This is a genomic window from Hymenobacter cellulosilyticus (assembly GCF_022919215.1).
GTDB lineage: Bacteria > Bacteroidota > Bacteroidia > Cytophagales > Hymenobacteraceae > Hymenobacter > Hymenobacter cellulosilyticus.
The window spans coordinates 5608438-5625602 of record NZ_CP095046.1; the positions used below are offsets into that span (position 1 = coordinate 5608438).

At 58.6% G+C, this 17165-nt stretch carries 14 protein-coding genes and 1 pseudogene; 11 read left to right on the forward strand and 4 right to left on the reverse strand.

The genetic code is table 11. The features are described 5' to 3' along the window. Positions 1–108 precede the first annotated feature (108 nt). Positions 109–1284: an acyltransferase family protein gene (locus MUN79_RS27450; RefSeq protein WP_244675637.1), complete on the forward strand. Its 1176-nt coding sequence runs from the start codon at positions 109–111 to the stop codon at positions 1282–1284. A gap of 289 nt (positions 1285–1573) precedes the next feature. Here MUN79_RS27450 and MUN79_RS32140 read toward each other — a convergent pair. From MUN79_RS32140 to MUN79_RS27475, 4 genes and pseudogenes are all read right to left on the reverse strand, one after another. Next, positions 1574–2904, reverse strand: a pseudogene (locus MUN79_RS32140) (carboxylesterase family protein). A gap of 224 nt (positions 2905–3128) precedes the next feature. Beyond that, positions 3129–3620 (reverse strand): OmpA family protein, encoded by a 492-nt coding sequence (locus MUN79_RS27465; protein WP_244678402.1) that lies wholly within the window; start codon positions 3618–3620, stop codon positions 3129–3131. After that, complete coding sequence (locus tag MUN79_RS31540) at positions 3608–4783, reverse strand: thrombospondin type 3 repeat-containing protein (RefSeq protein WP_311136617.1); 1176 nt, start codon at positions 4781–4783, stop codon at positions 3608–3610. Before MUN79_RS31540 ends, MUN79_RS27465 begins: the two co-directional genes overlap by 13 nt. 347 nt (positions 4784–5130) lie before the next feature. Next, entirely contained in the window at positions 5131–6177 is a 1047-nt protein-coding gene (locus MUN79_RS27475) for a LacI family DNA-binding transcriptional regulator (RefSeq protein WP_244675640.1), read from the reverse strand. Positions 6178–6484: 307 nt separating this feature from the next. Here MUN79_RS27475 and fbaA point away from each other — a divergent pair, with 307 nt between their 5' ends. From fbaA to MUN79_RS27520, 10 genes are all read left to right on the forward strand, one after another. After that, positions 6485–7570 carry a class II fructose-bisphosphate aldolase gene (fbaA, locus tag MUN79_RS27480; RefSeq protein WP_244675641.1) on the forward strand — a complete coding sequence of 362 codons (1086 nt, stop codon included), beginning with the start codon at positions 6485–6487 and terminating at the stop codon, positions 7568–7570. A gap of 303 nt (positions 7571–7873) precedes the next feature. After that, the gene (locus tag MUN79_RS27485) at positions 7874–8407 is read left to right on the forward strand and encodes a TetR/AcrR family transcriptional regulator (RefSeq protein ID WP_244675642.1); all 534 of its coding nucleotides are present in this window, start codon (positions 7874–7876) and stop codon (positions 8405–8407) included. A gap of 554 nt (positions 8408–8961) precedes the next feature. Continuing rightward, positions 8962–9249 (forward strand): glycoside hydrolase family 16 protein, encoded by a 288-nt coding sequence (locus tag MUN79_RS27490; RefSeq protein WP_244675643.1) that lies wholly within the window; start codon positions 8962–8964, stop codon positions 9247–9249. 32 nt (positions 9250–9281) lie between these two features. Continuing rightward, complete coding sequence (locus tag MUN79_RS27495; RefSeq protein WP_244675644.1) at positions 9282–10388, forward strand: carbohydrate-binding protein; 1107 nt, start codon at positions 9282–9284, stop codon at positions 10386–10388. 122 nt (positions 10389–10510) lie between these two features. Beyond that, the gene (locus MUN79_RS27500; protein WP_244675645.1) at positions 10511–11137 is read left to right on the forward strand and encodes a hypothetical protein; all 627 of its coding nucleotides are present in this window, start codon (positions 10511–10513) and stop codon (positions 11135–11137) included. Continuing rightward, complete coding sequence (locus tag MUN79_RS27505) at positions 11134–12960, forward strand: carbohydrate-binding protein (RefSeq protein WP_244675646.1); 1827 nt, start codon at positions 11134–11136, stop codon at positions 12958–12960. The genes MUN79_RS27500 and MUN79_RS27505 overlap by 4 nt, the downstream gene beginning before the upstream one ends. Positions 12961–13107: 147 nt before the next feature. Next, positions 13108–14886 (forward strand): glycosyl hydrolase, encoded by a 1779-nt coding sequence (locus tag MUN79_RS27510; RefSeq protein ID WP_244675647.1) that lies wholly within the window; start codon positions 13108–13110, stop codon positions 14884–14886. Then, a complete protein-coding gene (locus MUN79_RS32405) occupies positions 14868–15035 on the forward strand; it encodes a T9SS type A sorting domain-containing protein (RefSeq protein WP_511177048.1) in 168 nt (55 codons plus the stop codon). Before MUN79_RS27510 ends, MUN79_RS32405 begins: the two co-directional genes overlap by 19 nt. A 126-nt stretch (positions 15036–15161) precedes the next feature. Then, positions 15162–16187 (forward strand): glycosyl hydrolase family 18 protein, encoded by a 1026-nt coding sequence (locus MUN79_RS27515; RefSeq protein ID WP_244675648.1) that lies wholly within the window; start codon positions 15162–15164, stop codon positions 16185–16187. Then, the gene (locus MUN79_RS27520) at positions 16115–17164 is read left to right on the forward strand and encodes a carbohydrate-binding protein (RefSeq protein ID WP_244678403.1); all 1050 of its coding nucleotides are present in this window, start codon (positions 16115–16117) and stop codon (positions 17162–17164) included. The genes MUN79_RS27515 and MUN79_RS27520 overlap by 73 nt, the downstream gene beginning before the upstream one ends. Position 17165: the final 1 nt, after the last annotated feature.

Sequence of the window (17165 nt, forward strand, 5' to 3'; positions counted from 1 at the left end):
GCAGCGCCACTCGAATAGCGGTAGGTTAATAATAACAACAGCTGGAAACCTGCACGGCTCATTCTCATGAAATCTGAGTAATACTCACTTCTCAGATCTTTCTTACCAATGCCCAACCTCGACCATTGTTGGGATATAAATAACTGTATTTTCAACGCAAGAGCACCATTCGTTATGACGACGGCCACGGCGACCATAAAGCCCCCTATAAAACTTCAGTATATAAATGCTCTTCGCGGCTTAGCCATTCTGGGCGTGATACTTGTGCATAATTTGGAGTTGTTCGACGCCGATAAACCCATGCTGTCACGTATGATGACAACATTCATTTCCCAGGGTGCCCGGGGCGTGCAGCTTTTTTTCGTAGCAAGCGCTTTCACTTTATGGCTGTCGATGTCGAGGCGCAAAGAAGAAAAGCACCCTACCCGAAATTTCTTTCTTCGACGTTTTTTTCGGATAGCACCACTTTATTATCTAGGTGTTGCCTTTTACAGCCTTTTTTTTACTACCGTGCATGTTCCCATGGTTACGGTATCTTCACTTCTAGCAAATTTAACCTTCCTCCATGGCCTTCGACCAGAATGGATTCATTCAATTGTGCCTGGTGGCTGGAGTATTACCGTCGAGATGTGGTTTTATTGCCTAGCTCCACTATTATTTAGCAAACTTAAAACGGTCGACCATTGCGTCCGCTTTATTGTATTTAGCATTCTAGCCTCGGCCCTTCTGTCTATTGTGCTGGTGACCGTGCGACCAAGCTGGCTGGATTTTGTATTCTACTATTTTCCTAGTCAACTACCGATATTTGGGTTCGGCATTTTGCTATATTTTTTACTAGTGCGCAACGACTTATCGAAAACTATAAAGCCTTCAACTTGGCTATTAGCAGCCGGCGTAAGTCTATTATTGTTATTGACTGGGCTACCCTACCATGGTGTTGAGCCAGCGGGAAAACATTATTTATTTGGCGCTGCTTTTATGGTGCTGGCCTATGGTCTGAGTCAGTACAATTTCCGCCTGTTAGTAAACCCTATTATAAATTACATTGGGGAAGTAAGTTTTAGTTTATATCTAGTGCATTTCGCCGTGATGTATGCAGTGCGGGTCATGGGCTACGCAGAAATAGTGACTCCAAACCACTTGGTTGCTGCACTGGCTAACTTTGGAATTCGGTACGTGCTAGTTCTCATCATCAGCTTATGTTTAGCAACCTTACTTTATCGCTTGGTTGAGGTACCATTCCAGAACGGTGGCAAACGACTAATTGAATACTTAGAGCGGTAGACTAAACAGCACTTGATTCTACTGACCCTATGTTGTGCGCAATTCATTGGGAATTGCGGATAAAGCCATAATGTTAGCACCTCGAGTGTTACATCTTCCTTCTAACGACTATAATTCGTATACCACAATAGTGCTGTTCGCTAATAATAAGGTAAATACAGCAGCTACTCTATCCTGTTACCAGATAAGTTTATGTAGTAATTCGGCGGGTTGTTTTACGCACATTTTATTAATTCGAAAAGCTGTACCAGCTACTGGCCGGGTATAAATTATAAAGCTGACGTCTTATCTATACCTGCCTCACCCGCAACACGCCGGGAATTTCCACCTGAGCGGGTAGCACGCCGGTACGGGCAAAGTCGGCCCACAGCTGCCGCACCTGCCGGCCGGCTTCCTGAACCTGTTCCCAGGTAGCCGTGCCCAGAATCGGGGCAAAGGACCAACTAGCTTGGGTTCCCAGCAATAGAGGTAAATCGATGGTATGGGCGGCGCCAAATTCGCTGCCGGGCGGGCGGAACAGCACCACAAAATGGTAGGCCCGCCCGCCTGCCCGCGCGTGTCGCCGCGCAAATGCCCGGGTAGCTTTCAGATACACCAGGCGCGAGCTGATGGCAACCAACGGGCGGGACAGCAGCCGCCCCAGCAGGGGCAAACTTAACAGCCGACGGTACTTGGGGTCGAGAACTGCGAAAAACCGGGTTTCCTCGGCCGTGGCACCAATAAGAACATCCACGTGCGGTGCCACGGCCTGCCAGGATTTGTCGATATCGGCCTCGGCTGGCAAGGGATAGGCTCCGTACTGGGTTCCGAAAGGCATGCCGCCTTTCAGCCCAAACCGGCGCGCAGCTTGCGTTACCGTGCTTTCGCGGGCCAGAACCTCATCAAGAGTGGCAGTGGGCTCGAAGGTGCCGGCCGCGGCCGACATGGCCTGGTTCATGGCGCGGCGGTTGCGCGCAAGACCCAGCGGGGCACTGTGCAAAATAGCACGCTTGAATAAGCCCTGGGCGCCCTCAGCCACCATCAGGTGGGCAACGGCATCGGCCCCGGCCGACTGCCCAAACATCGTAACCAGCTCTGGACTGCCCCGAAGGCCGCAATGTTGCGCTGCACCCAGCGCAGGGCCTCCAGCAGATCCAGCAAGCCCAGATTGGGCGGGGCGCCTCCCTCCTGGCCCAAGAAGCCCAGCAGCCCCAGCCGATACGTCACTGCTACGAATAATACCCGCTGCTCACTTACCCATGCGGCCGGATCATACACAGCTAGGTCGCCGGCACCGGTCACGTAGGAGCCGCCGTGCACCCACACGATGACAGGCAGCTGCTCATGAGGCTGGTGCTCGGCCGGCCGGGTGATGGAAAGGCGCAGACAGTCTTCATCGTACGTAATGCCTGCAAAGAGACTACCCAGCGCCGGAGCCAACAACGAATCGGCTACTTGCGGACAAGCCGGGGCAGGAGAAGTAGCCTGAATTGGCGTGGTAGCGGGCGGCTCGGCCACGGGTGGTTCAAACCGCTTGGCACGGGCGTAGCGAATACCGGTAGCGCGCACTACGGGGCCGTCGTACCAGCCCTTGATGAGGCCAGCCGGTGCCTGGAAATGCGGAAAATTATCAGGAGTCATGCGCAAAGGGAGAAATAGCCGAAGCCGTTTATACGACTACGTGGGCAGCGGATTTGCAAGAGGATTTAAAGTATCAGACAAGCAGCCAATTGCTTCCTGAGAGCAGCTGCCGGCCAGCTTGGGTTGACTTTCCACTAAGACCGGTCTGGCCTATTCTGGGAGTTTCATAAAAAAATCCCTTAGCCGGCTGCTAAGGGATTTTTATGAAAGGATGTCTCAGTCAGCTAGCCCCGGGGCGGAGTGGCACGGCGGACGGGAGCTTTCGGTGCTGCCGCCTTTTTCGCAGGAGCCACCGGGCCGGCTGCCTTGCGAGGGCCGGCTTTTGGAGCAGATTTTCGGGTGCGCCCCAGTCGGTTAGCAGCAGGCTTTTTCCGCGCCGGGTTGGCTTTTACGGGCTTGGCTGGTACGTCGGCTTTGGTAGGCTCTGATCCGTATTTGAGCTGAGCTGAATTGGGGCTGGAGCTGACGAACAAGTCGAACTCTACGCGGCGGTTTCGGGCGCGGCCGGCCTCCGTAGCATTGCTGACCAGCGGATGACGGGCACCGTAGCCGCGCATTTCAATCCGGTTTTCGGCCACGCCGTGTTGCACCAGATAGCGCTTGGCAGCGGCGGCCCGTTCCCGGGAAAGCGCCAGATTTAAGGCGGCTGCCCCCTTGTTGTCGGTGTGCCCGGCAATGCTGAGCGAGTAGTCGGGGTACTGACTTAAAATCGGCACCAAGGCGTCGAGGGTGGGGAAAGAGGAAGGCAGCAGAATGGCCCGGTTGCTTGCAAAGCGGATAGAGCGAGTAGCAGCCTGCAGGCTCCGGCGGACTTCCGCCTTAAGCACGGGACAGCCCCGTTGCTGGCAGGCCCAGCACTGTTGGGGCAGCGGTCCTTGGCATTGAGCACACCGTCGCCGTCGGTGTCGCCGCTGGCCGCACCTGCCGGGGGCGACGAAACCGCGGTACTATCTTTGGCACCAGCTACGGGGCAGCCCGAAACGTCTACGGTAGCGCCGGCGGGCGTGTCGGGGCACTTGTCGTCGGGGTCGATGACGCCGTCACTGTCAGCATCGGGGCAGCCGCCAAGCTCCACGGTGCCGGCAATATCGGGGCAGTTGTCTTCCGAGTCGGTTACCCCGTCGCTGTCTTTATCGGGGCAGCCGCGTAGTTCGGCCACGCCGGCCTCCGTGGCACAGGCATCCTGGTAATCGGGTACACCGTCTTCGTCGCCGTCGCGGGGGCAGCCCTTTTCATCCACCATCACCCCAGCCGGCGTACTTGGGCACTTATCGAGGCGGTCCGAGACTCCGTCCTCATCCATATCCAGAGCCTGGCCTAGGTTGAACGTCAGACCCACGCTGTGCTGCAAAAACCGGTCGGCCCAGCGGGGTGTGGCCTGCTCCACGGTGCCGTCGAGGTTGGCATTGAGCGGCAGATGCTGCCCGCTTTGCACAAACAGGCTGGCGCCGGGGCCCAGGCGGATGCTGATACCGGCGGCGGCAAATAAATCAAGGTAGCCTTTGTCCAGATCGATGCGGGAGCCGCCAAACAGTCCGGCCCGGCTGGCGTAGGTGAAGCCCGGGGCAGCCAGCAGATACGGCTGGATAAGACTATTTTCCTTGAGAGCCCAGCCGTTGTTGAGCTTCAGCTTAAATCCCAGATTCACGTTGACCACCGTGGTGGCAAAGTGCGTGTCGGGACTGCGACGGCCAGTTAGTTCCCCATAAAACACCTGGCTATTGAGGTCGAGCCCCTTGCCCAGGTATTGAGTAATAAGTAGGCCCGGCGCCAGGCGGGTGTTGTCGAATTTCCAATAGTCGGAGCCAAAGTCGCCCTGATACTGCAGGCCGCTGGCAACCAGGCCCAGGCCTGTGCGCCGTTCGGAGGTTTGGGCCACGGCCGCTGGGCCAGCAGGACCAACCCCGCTAACAGAAAAGGAAATCGAAGTAGAAAGTGCTTCATACGAGGGAGCAGGAGTACACCGAAGCGGAATATACCAACAAGGGTATACGGAATAGGTGGCGGGCAGGAAATGCCCTAATGATACATTTATTCCGCAACTCACTCTACGGCGAATCACGCAGTTAAGACGACATATTTCCCCGACTATTCGTGCCGTTTCTAACCGCCGGGAGCCTAGGGTCAGGCCTCAGTTTACTAAGGCCCCGACAGCTCCATAGTAGAGCGCCCTGGCAAATCTTGCTTTGCTGGCTATCCGGTCAGCTTGTTGTCCCTGACTGAGCATTAGCGATTTGCCGGTAGCCGCACCGACGACTCGCGGATGATGAGCTTGGGCTCCAGCACCACCGGCTTGAGGGGCGCGGCCGTGGCGGGCCGGTTCAGGAGCTTGAGCAGCAGGCGTACCGCGGTGCGGCCCATCTGCTCACTGCGCTGGTCTACCGACGTCAAGGTAGGCTCAGTAAGCTCGGTGAAGGCCTCGTTGCTGAAGCCAATCAGGGCCATATCCTCCGGCACGCGCAGGCCCTGCTCCTTGGCTACCTGCATGGCACCCACAATGGCTAGGTCGTTGGAGGCAAACACCGCGTCGGGGCGCTGAGGCAGCTTGAGCAGCTTGCGCATGGCCTGGGTGCCGCTTTTCAGGTTAATATCGGCGTGGTGCGACACGTACTCGCGGCGCAGCGGCAACCCGTGGGCCTGCAGGGCGTCGAGGTAGCCCTGGTAGCGGTTCTTGTTGATGTTAACGTGCAGCGGGCCGCTGAAAATGGCAATCCGGGTACAGCCCTGCTCAATCAGGTGAGACACGGCTTGGTAGGCCCCGAGGTAGTCGTTGAGCACCACGGCACTCACGTTGGGCCCCTGGAACCCCTCGATAATCCGGTCGAAAAACACCAGTGGCAGGCGTTGGTCCTTCACGTCGTTGAAGTGGGTGAAATCCTGGGTGGTATTGGCCAAGGACACCAGAATGCCTTCGACCTGGGCATTCATAAACAGGTCGATGTTCTTCTTCTCCTGCCGCACATCCTCATCCGACTGGCAGATCAGCACGTTGTAGCCCGACTTGCTGGCCTCGGTGGCAATGCCGTGCACGACGTGGGGAAAGAAGTTACCGGTAATGTGGGGCACCAGCACACCCAAGGTTTTGCTCTGGCCGCGGCGTAGGGCGGCGGCCAATTGGTTGGGCCGGTAATTGAGTTCCTGGGCCGCCTGCCGCACCCTTTCCTTGGTGGCCTCACTCACGTCGTTGTGGTCGGCCAGGGCCCGGGAAATCGTGGAGGCCGACAGGTTCAGGGCTTTAGCTAAATCAGTAATGGAGGCCCGACGGTTTGCCATGCACTTGGAAAATTGGTTGGACAGATGCCAGGGCTCAAGATAGAGCCAATTTCACAGCAAAACCCACGCGTGTATGAAATCTGCCTTATCTTTAGCCCAGTTCCGGGGCCGCACAGCCCCGAGGCTTTTGGCTGTTTTAGCCCGGTTAGCCGGGCGGTAATCCAGCTGAACAGTACGGTTTCTGCGCGGGCAAGTTCCGGCGGCAAGGCTCACTGCTGCCCCGGAAAAGGCTCCATCCCAGAGGCCGCCGCGTACTCTAGCTCTTCCTCATTCCATTCCCCTTTCGTACCCTAATTTCTCTCCCTCAATGGCAGAATCAACGCTTACCGGCTTGCGCGCCGGCGTGCTCCACGGCGACGAAGTTCAGTCCCTGTTTAAAGTAGCCAAGGCCCAGGGCTTTGCCCTGCCCGCTGTCAACGTGACGGGCAGCAACACGGTGAATGCTGTGCTAGAAACGGCTAAGGCGCTCAACTCGCCGGTTATCATCCAGTTTTCGAACGGCGGCGCGCAGTTCTTCGCCGGCAAATCGGTGCCCAACGGCGACCAGCGCGCCAGCATTGCCGGCGCCATTTCGGGAGCCCAGCACGTGCACCAGATGGCGGAGCTCTACGATGTGCCCGTGATTCTGCACACCGACCACGCCGCCAAGAAGCTTCTGCCCTGGATTGACGGCCTGCTCACGGCCGGCGAAAAGCACTTCGCCCAGTACGGCCAGCCGCTCTACAGCTCCCACATGCTGGACTTGTCGGAAGAGCCGATTGAGGAAAACATTGAAATCTGCAAGCGCTACCTGGAGCGCATGAGCAAGATGGGCATGACGCTGGAAATCGAGCTGGGCGTAACCGGCGGCGAGGAAGACGGCGTCGACAACTCCGACGTGGACTCCTCGAAGCTCTACACCCAGCCCGAGGAAGTGGCCTACGCCTACGAGCAGCTGAGCGAGGTGAGCAGCCGCTTTACCATTGCTGCCGCTTTCGGCAACGTACACGGCGTGTACAAGCCCGGCAACGTGAAGCTGCAGCCCAAGATTCTGCACAACTCCCAGGAGTTTCTGCGCCAGAAGCACAACATCGAGGAGGCCCTGCCCATCGATTTCGTGTTCCACGGCGGCTCGGGCTCGTCGCAGGAGGAAATCCGCGAGGCCATTAGCTACGGCGCCATCAAAATGAACATCGACACCGACCTGCAGTGGGCTTTGTGGGAAGGTATCAAGGATTACTACGTGCAGAACGAAGCCTACCTGCAGGGCCAGATCGGCAACCCCAGCGGCGCTGACTCGCCCAACAAGAAGTACTACGACCCGCGCGTGTGGCTGCGCAAAGGCGAAGAAACCTTCGTGGCGCGCCTCAAGCAGGCCTTCGAGGACCTGAACGCCGTGAATCGCCGCCCCTAATTAATTTGCCCGCTCTGCGCAGTTAGCCCCTTCCAAAAAAGCCCCGCAAAACCTTGCGGGGGCTTTTTTTGTACTAGTGCTATCCATCTGGAGGGGTAGCAAGCAAAACAATTCTGTTTTTGCCCGCCTACGGTTGTGGTTAGCTAGTCCCAGATTAATAGATTTGCAGGGTTGTTCTGCCAGCAGTCGACTTCGCCTGCCACGATCTGGTTATTAAGAACCAGTGACCTTTTAACTACGCAGCCCTCTTACCTGCTACCAGCAGCCCCGCCGGGATATTCCCCGCCCAAATAAAACGCGCCCATGACCAACCGTAAGCAGCATATTGCCCAGGTAGCATTGCAGCTATTCGGCGACAAGGGCTTCGAGCACACCCCCACGCAGCTTATTGCCAAAGAAGCGGGTGTTTCGGAAGCCCTTATTTTCAAGTATTTCGGCTCCAAGGAACAACTTCTGGAGTTTATCATCAAGAACGGCTACAAGCGCATCATCGAGGCCAACCGTGGCTGGCTGGAGGAGCGCGACCCGCTGGGCCTTATCCACAGCGTGATTGAGCTGCCTTACAAGCTGGTGAAGGAAGAGCCCCACTTCTGGAAGCTACAGTCGCGGCTGACCAACAGCGAAGTGGCCCAGAAGCAGCACGAGCGGTTTTTGCAGCCCGTACCGGCCCTGCTGCACCGGGCCTTCGAGAAGCTCCGCTACCAGGAGCCCGACAAGGAAGTGAGCTTGCTGCTGCTGCTCATTGATGCCCTATGGAAAATTCAGGCCCAGAAAACGGACGAGCAAATTCAGGAAATGCTGGACTTCATTAAGTCGAAGTATCAGTCGCAAGGCTAGCGCCTGCACCCCAACGTACTCAACAGTAGGCAACGAGGCCGGGCAGTTATTGTCCGGCCTCGCTTGTGTTAGGCCCAGGGGCAAATCCCCGCAAGCATTCGGATAAGGTGTATCCTACCCATGGAGGCAAACCTTGCCTGATTTACACTATTGCGACGTATATTTTAAAATTATAACAATAATACCGGCCGATGCTCAAACTTTTTTGCGTGTTTTTTAAACGGCGGTATTTGTGTCCTAGAAGCTGTAAATCAGCTTGATTTCTCCTTTAAACGTTGTGTACAAGGTGTGTCTTAAGCGTGTAAGTGCCCGTCTGAGTAAACTTTGGTGGGTTGCTAAACCTATTTAGCAGCTTGCTTTTAGTTGCTGAAAGGGGTATATTTGACTACACGCTCCTATTGCTACCGACCCTCTTACCTACTCGCGCAGCTTCACCTATTGCTCGCGCCGTCGCTTAGCACTCCCTATTTGCTTTCTAGTCTGGTCTTACTCCGAGTCTTGGTATTCGGCCGGCTTCCGCATATCTGTTCCTTTCACTTCCAATCCCACCAATCATGAAAAAGACCTTTACCACGCTGTGGCGCGCCGCGGCATTCTTGGCATTGTGCCACGTTCCGGCAAAAGCCCAAACCTACCAGCAAGTCTGGGCCGACGAGTTTAATGGTAGCATCAGCTCCAGCTGGGTGTTCGAAACCGGTGGCGGCGGCTGGGGCAACAATGAAAAGCAGTATTACCAGCGCGCCAACGCTACTGTCAACAGCACGGACCTGATGATTACGGCCCGGCGGGAAAATGTGGGAGGCATGGCCTATACATCGTCGCGCATGAAAACCCAGGGCTGAAGCAGTTTACCTACGGCAAGATTGAGGCCCGTATGAAGCTGCCGCTGGGCCAGGGCCTGTGGCCGGCTTTCTGGATGCTGGGAGCCAACATCGGGCAGGTAGGCTGGCCGGCCTGCGGCGAAATTGACGTAATGGAGCACATCAACGCCGAAAACAAGGTGTATGGCACCGTGCACTGGGACAGCAACGGCCACGCCGAATACGGCGGCAACGTTGTTACCTCGCCCGAAAATTACCACGTGTACACCGTAGAATGGGAGCCAGCCTACATCCGCTGGTTTGTGGACGGCATCAAGTACCATGAAATCAACATAAGCGGCGGCACGGGCAGCACCGAAGAATTTCAGCGGCCTTTCTTCCTACTGCTGAACCTGGCTGTAGCCGGTAACTGGCCAGGACAGACCGTGGATGAAAGCAAGCTGCCAGCCACCATGTTTGTGGACTACGTGCGGGTGTATCAGAAAACCAGCACTCCCCCACCCACCTCCTCCATCACCATTCAAGCCGAGTCGTACAGCACCATGAACGGGGTGCAACTGGAAGCCTGCTCAGACACGGGCGGCGGGCAGGACGTGGGCTGGATTGACACCAACGACTGGATGGCCTACAATAGCGTCAATTTCCCGACCTCGGGCGCCTACACGATTGAGTACCGCGTGGCCAGCCCCAGCGGGGGCCGGGTATCGGCTGATCTGAATGCAGGCTCCACCCAGTTGGGCAACGTAGCCATTCCCGCCACCGGCGGCTGGCAAACATGGACCACCGTGGCTCAGACCGTGAACGTGAATGCGGGCACCTACAACCTGGGCGTGTTTGCCCAAGCTGGCGGCTGGAACCTCAACTGGATCCGCATTACCAAGGCCGGCACGGCCCGGACGGCCCCGGCTAGCACCACGGCTCCGGAAGTAACAACCGAGCTGAGCGTGTACCCCAACCCGGCTACCAATCAGCTCAACGTGCAGGCGGGCCAGGACCTGAGCGGCAGTCAGTACCAGATTGTCAACGACCGGGGCCACGTAGTAGCCAGCGGCACGCTGAGCACCAGCCGCCTAGATGTAGCAAACCTCAAAAACGGCCTCTACACGCTGGTTATCGTCACTAAAGACCAGCAGAAGCTGACGCGCCGCTTCAGCAAGTAACCTTCCAGTACGGGATTTGGCAGGCTGCCTGAACGGGCAGCCTGCTATTCTGCTGCCTTCTGATTCTCATTCTGCTCCTTTTCTGCTCTTTCCACAATCCAACTCCTACCAAATTATCCATCATGAAAAACAAGTATCTGTATGGCCTAGGAGCCTTGCTGCTCGGTGGCGGACTCAGCAACCCAGCTTGGGCGCAAAATCAGGAAAGCCGGGCATTCTACGCGGTCGGCTCGAGCCAGGAGCTGGTCCGGCAGCTGGAAAGCCAGGTAGCCACGGCCGAGAGCCGGCGGGCAACTCCAACGATTAGTCTGCGGGTGTCGGGCAGCCAGGCATTTGTAGGCAAAGTCAACCATCGGGAAGACCTGACCGGTAGCGGTGAGTACCTGGTGGGCGAAATCCAGAACGTGCCGGGCTCGTCGTTTCTGCTGCGCATTGAAGGCAATACAGTCCAGGGCAACATTATTCTGCGTCAAACCCGCCAGGCTTACCAGTACTCGGCCGACGCGCGCGGCAACGTACGGGTGCAGCCTGTCGACATAGACAAGGTGCTCTGCGTGGACTACCACCAGCCCGTGGGCTACCGCAACCCGGCACCCCAGCCTGGCACCGCCGACAACCGCGCCGCCGTGGTTTCCCTGCAGAGCCTGCCCGGCGCCCGGGGCTGCATCATGCTCGACTTCGACGGCCAATACGTGTCGGGCACGCCCTGGAACAACGGCAACCCCATCAACGCGGCCCGGCGGGCATGACCGACGCGGCCATTCAGGAGTTTTGGGAGCTGGTCAGTGAAGATTTCCGGCCCTTCAGCATGAACGTGACCACCGACGAGGCCGTGTTTAACTCCTACCCCAAAACCATGCGCATGCGCTGCATCATCACGCCGACCAATACGGCGGCGCCGGGCGCGGGTGGGGTGGCTTATCTGACGTCCTTCAACTGGAACGACGACACGCCCTGCTGGGTGTTTATGACCTCGCCTAAAGCCGGTGGCGAAGCGGCCTCGCACGAAGTAGGCCACACCCTGGGCCTGAGCCACGACGGCCGCCTCAATCCTAAGGAAGAGTATTACGACGCCCGTTCCTCGGCCGGCAACTGGGCCCCGATTATGGGCGCGGGCTATTACAAGCCCGTCACGCACTGGAGCCGCGGCGAGTATGCCTCGGCCAGCCAGACCCAGGACGATCTGGCCATTATGGCCAGCGCCACCTACAACGTGGGCTACCGCAACGACGACCATAGCGGCAGCATCAGCGGAGCTACCAACCTGGCCCGCAACGGCAACAGCCTCAGCGGCTCGGGCATTATCGAGCGGACCGGCGACCAGGACTACTTCGCTTTTTCCACCAGCGGCGGCACGGTCAATCTGAACCTGAACACAGTGGGCCGGCACGGCAACTTGGACATCGTAGGGCGCCTGTTTACCAGCAGTGGAACCCAAATCGGGACCTTTGACACCCAGGGCAGCCTGAGCACGACGCTCAGCGCCAACCTGAGCGCGGGCTCGTATTACCTGCAGATAGACGGCACCAGCTACGGCAACCCGGTTACCGAAGGTTACTCCGACTACGGCTCTCTGGGCACGTTCAACATTACGGGCACGGCCCCGGCTCCGGCCTCGGGCGGTGTAGCTACTGTGTATAAAGACTGCAACTACACCGGCACGGCCGTGGCCCTGCCTGCGGGCGACTATACCCTGGCTGCTCTACAAAGCCGCGGTATCCTGAACGACGATATTTCTTCGCTCACCGTGAACAGCGGCTACCAGGTGGTACTGTACGAAAACGACAACTTCAGCGGCACTGCTTTGACTCTGACGGCCGGCAATGGCTGTCTGGTAAACAACCCATTAGGCACCAGCAACTGGAATGACAAAGCCACTTCGCTGCGGGTGCAGCCTGCGGCCAGCCAGTCCTTTAGCGTGACCTTGCAGGCTGAAGCGGCCAGCGTAAACAACGGCATGACGGCGGAAACCACCACCGACGCGGGCGGGGGTCAGAACATGGGCTACGTAGATGCCGGCGACTACCTAGTCTGGAACGGCATCAACTTCCCTACCTCGGGCTCTTACCTGATTGAGTACCGCGTAGCCAGCGGCGCCAGCGGTGGCACCATTTCCTCGGACCTGAATGCCGGCACTACGCAATTCGGTAATACGGCCATTCCGGCTACCGGCGGCTGGCAGGCTTGGACCACCGTGTCGCGCACCGTGGACGTAACGGCTGGTACCTACAACTTCGGCATCTATGCCCAGACCGGCGGCTGGAACCTCAACTGGGTCCGCATCACCAAAGTGGGCAGCGCTGCTGTAGCCCAGGCACCCGAAACTACCGCGGCCAGCAGCGCACGGCTGAGCCTGTATCCTAACCCGGTAACGGACTGGGTGCGCCTGGAAGCAGGCCCAGAGCTGGAAGGCAGCGCGTATCAGGTACTGGATTCTTACGGGCAAGTAAAAGCTCAGGGAGTCGTGGGCGGAGGTGCGCTGGATATGTCGGCCTTGCGGGCCGGCGTCTACCGGCTGGTAATCGAAACCAAGGATCAGAAAAAACTTACCCGGCAGCTTATCAAGCAATAGCCAGGTAGCAAAAAGAAGGACTACCGGTGGGTAGTCCTTCTTTTTGCTACCTGACCAAGAACACGGGAGGCATCACGCCAGTTGGAGCAGTCACTTCTACTAACCTTTTGCTATGAAAAACTACATGTTTCGGAGAACTGCGGGCTGGTGGCTGCTAGGATTACTCGTAGCCTGCTGGCCCAGCTTACCCAGGCTCAGACTCCTACGAAGAGCACTAAACGGGGCCTGGCCTATGGCTACCACTCGGCGGCCGATATGCAGGCGCTGGCGCCGGGCATCAGTTGGTGGTACAACTGGTACTCCCGTCCCGAGGCCGGCGTGGCCACTATCTACCCGGGGCTGGGAATCGACTACGTGCCCATGCAATGGGGCCGCGACCTGGACGGTACCCCGTTCACGGCCGACCGGCTGGCGGCTAATATTCCCGCCGGGGCCAAATATCTGCTGGGGTTCAACGAGCCCAATTTCCGCTCCCAGGCCAACCTGACGCCAACCCAGGCCGCCGCGCTCTGGCCCACGCTGCAGGAAGTGGCCCGCCGCAAAAACCTCAAGCTCGTGTCGCCCGCCGTGAACTACTGCGGCGACTGCGTCTCGGAAAACGGCGTGACCTACTACTCGCCCACCCAATACCTCGACGCCTTTTTTGCCGCCTGCCCCACGTGCCAGGTCGACTACATTGCCGTGCACACCTACGTGTGCGAAGAGCGGTGGCTGCGCGACAAAATTGCGGAGCTGAAAAAGTATAACAAGCCCATCTGGCTCACCGAGTTTTCCTGCGGCGACATGCCCGCCAGCCAGATTACCCTGGACGTGCAGAAAAAGTACCTGACCGACGCGGTGAACTACCTGGAAAATGAGCCGGCCGTGTTTCGCTACGCCTGGTTTTCGGGCCGCAACAATGAAATACCCAATATCAACCTGCTGGCTCCCGCTTCGGGGCAGCTTACAGAGCTGGGCCAGCTCTATGTCAGCCTGCCCTTCAGCGGTGGTAGCGCCCCGCAAAACCTGCTCACCCCAACCGGCGCCGTCGCCTCGTCGAGTGAGAGCAGCGCCACCGGAGCCGCCAGCGCCATCGACCGCAACCTGACCACGCGCTGGAGCAGCAACTTCGCCGATCCGCAGTATCTGCAGCTCGATCTGGGCACGGTGAAAGACATTGCCCGGGTAAAAATCAGTTGGGAAGCAGCCTACGGCAAAGACTACCAGCTGCAAACGTCCACGGACGGCACTTCCTGGACCTCCATCCACACCGTACTCAACGGCGACGGGGGCGTCGACGACATTACGGGCCTGGCCGGCCGGGGCCGCTACCTGCGCCTCTATGGCACCCGCCGCGCTACTGCCTACGGCTATTCCATCTACGAAATCGAGGTGTACGGCCCGGCCACTACCCCACCGGCCACTTCGTCCGTGACGCTGCAGGCTGAGTCGTACAGCACGATGAGCGGAGTGCAGCTAGAAGCCTGCTCGGATACGGGCGGCGGGCAGGACGTGGGCTGGATTGACACCAACGACTGGATGATCTACAACAGTGTGACCTTCCCCACCTCGGGTGCTTACACCATCGAGTACCGCGTAGCCAGTCCCAGCGGCGGCCGGGTATCAGCCGATTTGAATGCGGGCACCACGCAGCTAGGCAACGTAGCTATTCCCGCTACCGGCGGCTGGCAGAACTGGACTACCGTGTCGCAAACGGTAAACGTCACTGCGGGCACCTACAACTTCGGCGTGTTTGCCCAGGCTGGCGGCTGGAACCTGAACTGGATCCGCATTACCAAGGCAGGCAGTACAACCAGTGCCCGCTCTGCTCAGGTTTTGGCCACAACGGCTACCGCTGGCCGGGCGCAGGCGCTAGAAGTGTATCCTAACCCGCCACCAATACGCTGGGCCTCACTCCAGACCCAGCGTTGGCCGGTGCGGCCCTGAGCATTGTCAGCGTGGAAGGCAAGCAAGTATGGCAGGGTTCCTACGACGGGCAGCCGCTGAATATAGCCGCGTTAAAGCCGGGGCTCTACACGCTAATTGCCCTCACGCAAGACCACCAAAAACTGGTGCAGCGGTTTGTGAAGCAGTAAATGCAGTGCCACCGGAAGCCGGATTCAGGTCTGCTTCCGGTGGCACTGCCTGTTTACGAATGACAAAATTCTCCGCCTCTCCGGCGGCTTGCCCTTTGCTTTCTTTCACCTAACCATTTCCACTCTATGAAAACAACTTCTTCACTTTCCAGGCTTTTGCTGCTGCTATTGTTCAGCCTTATCACGCTGCCAACTCTGGCCCAGTTCCGGGTTATCGGCTACGTGCCCTCCTGGGCCGGAGACGTGAACAGCGTGCAGTACAGCAAACTGACTCACATCAACTACGCCTTTCTGCTCCCCACGGCTACCGGTGGTTTGCAGCCCATTGAAAACCCCGCCAAGCTCCAAAGCCTGGTTTCGTTGGCCCACGCCAACGGGGTGAAAGTGCTGATTTCGGTGGGCGGCTGGAACGACGGCAACGACAGCGGCTTCGAGAGTATTGGGGCCAATGCTTCGTACCGCAACACCTTCGTCACGAACCTGGTCAACTTTGCCAATCAGTACAACCTCGACGGCGTGGATATCGACTGGGAATACCCCGACGCCGGGGCTTCGGCCAACAACCACGCCCTGCTGATGCAACAGCTTTCCACCGAGATGCACAGCCGCGGCAAGCTGCTTACGGCCGCCGTGGTGGGCACAGGCGGAGCCAGCATTCTGAACAGCGTCTTTACGTCCGTAGACTTTCTGAACCTGATGGCCTACGACTTCAACAACTTCGACCACTCCACCTACGACTACGCGGTGCAGTCCATCAACTACTGGAAGGGTCGCGGCCTGCCAGCCAACAAAACCGTGCTCGGCGTGCCCTTCTACGGCCGGCCCACCTGGGAATCGTACGCTCAACTGCTGGCCCGCGGCGCCAGCCCCAATGCCGACGTCTTCGACGGCGTGGGCTACAACGGCATCCCGACCATCAAGAGCAAAACCAACTTGGCCTTCGACCAGGGCAGCGGCATTATGATCTGGGAACTGTCGCAGGACGTTACCGGCGCCAACTCCCTGCTCACGGCCATCAACCAGGTAGTCGTGCAGCGCAACGGCGTGACTCCGCCCCAGCCCAGGCCATCCCGGGGCGAATTGAGGCCGAAAGCTCTTCGGCACAATCGGGCACCCAAACCGAAACGACTACCGACACCGGCGGCGGACTAAATGTGGCCTGGTACGAAACCGGCGACTGGCTCGACTACTCGGTGAACGTGGCCACGGCCGGTTCTTACACCGTGGGCTTCCGGGTATCTTCGGCTTACGGCGGCGCTACGCTGCAGCTGCGCAACAGCGCTGGCACGGTACTAGGCAGCGTCAACGTAGGCAACACGGGCGGCTGGCAGAACTGGCAAACCATCAATGCTACTGTGACGCTGCCGGCCGGTCGCCAGACCCTGCGTTTGTTCGCCTCAGCTTCGACAGGGTGCAACGTCAACTGGCTCAGCTTTGCCAGCACCACACCACCGCCCACTTCCTCAACGACTATCCAAGCCGAAGCCTTTACCAGCATGCAGGGCGTGCAAACCGAGACGACCACCGACACCGGCGGCGGCCAGAACGTGGGCTTCATCGACGCTACCGACTGGATGGCCTACGCCAACATCAATTTCCCAACTTCGGGCACGTACACCATCGAGTACCGCGTGGCCAGCCCCAGTGGCAGCACCCTGTCGTCGGATTTAAACGCGGGCAGCATTCAGCTCGGCAACGTGACAATTCCCGCCACCGGCGGCTGGCAAAACTGGACTACGGTGCGGCAAACGGTCAACGTAAATGCGGGTACCTACAGCTTCGGCGTGTATGCCCAGGCCGGCGGCTGGAACTTCAACTGGCTGCGCATCACGAAGGGCACCGCCGCCCGGCCCGCCGAAACGACGCTGGCTACTGCCGATGCCGGCAGCCTAGGCCGTAGCCTGGAAGTTTACCCCAACCCCGCCGCGCACGTGCTGCACTTGCGGGCCGAAACCAGCCTGGCCGGCAGCCGCTACCAGATTATTGATGCCACCGGCCGCACCGTGCTGAGCGGGCAGCTGCAGGCCACCGACCTGGACGTTTCGGCCCTGAAAGCCGGGGTGTACACGCTGCGCCTCACAGCTGAAGACCAGGCCAGCGTGGTACGCCGCTTTATCAAAGCCCAGTAGC

What these genes read in the sequence shown, in the direction of transcription:
- MUN79_RS27495 (WP_244675644.1), top strand. Translation starts at nt 9,282, where the DNA reads ATGAAGCTGCCGCTGGGCCAGGGCCTGTGGCCGGCTTTCTGGATGCTG.
- MUN79_RS27515 (WP_244675648.1), top strand. Translation starts at nt 15,162, where the DNA reads ATGAAAACAACTTCTTCACTTTCCAGGCTTTTGCTGCTGCTATTGTTC.
- MUN79_RS27500 (WP_244675645.1), top strand. Translation starts at nt 10,511, where the DNA reads ATGAAAAACAAGTATCTGTATGGCCTAGGAGCCTTGCTGCTCGGTGGC.
- MUN79_RS27450 (WP_244675637.1), top strand. Translation starts at nt 109, where the DNA reads ATGCCCAACCTCGACCATTGTTGGGATATAAATAACTGTATTTTCAAC.
- MUN79_RS27490 (WP_244675643.1), top strand. Translation starts at nt 8,962, where the DNA reads ATGAAAAAGACCTTTACCACGCTGTGGCGCGCCGCGGCATTCTTGGCA.
- MUN79_RS27485 (WP_244675642.1), top strand. Translation starts at nt 7,874, where the DNA reads ATGACCAACCGTAAGCAGCATATTGCCCAGGTAGCATTGCAGCTATTC.
- fbaA (WP_244675641.1), top strand. Translation starts at nt 6,485, where the DNA reads ATGGCAGAATCAACGCTTACCGGCTTGCGCGCCGGCGTGCTCCACGGC.
- MUN79_RS27475 (WP_244675640.1), bottom strand. Translation starts at nt 6,177, where the DNA reads ATGGCAAACCGTCGGGCCTCCATTACTGATTTAGCTAAAGCCCTGAAC.
- MUN79_RS27505 (WP_244675646.1), top strand. Translation starts at nt 11,134, where the DNA reads ATGACCGACGCGGCCATTCAGGAGTTTTGGGAGCTGGTCAGTGAAGAT.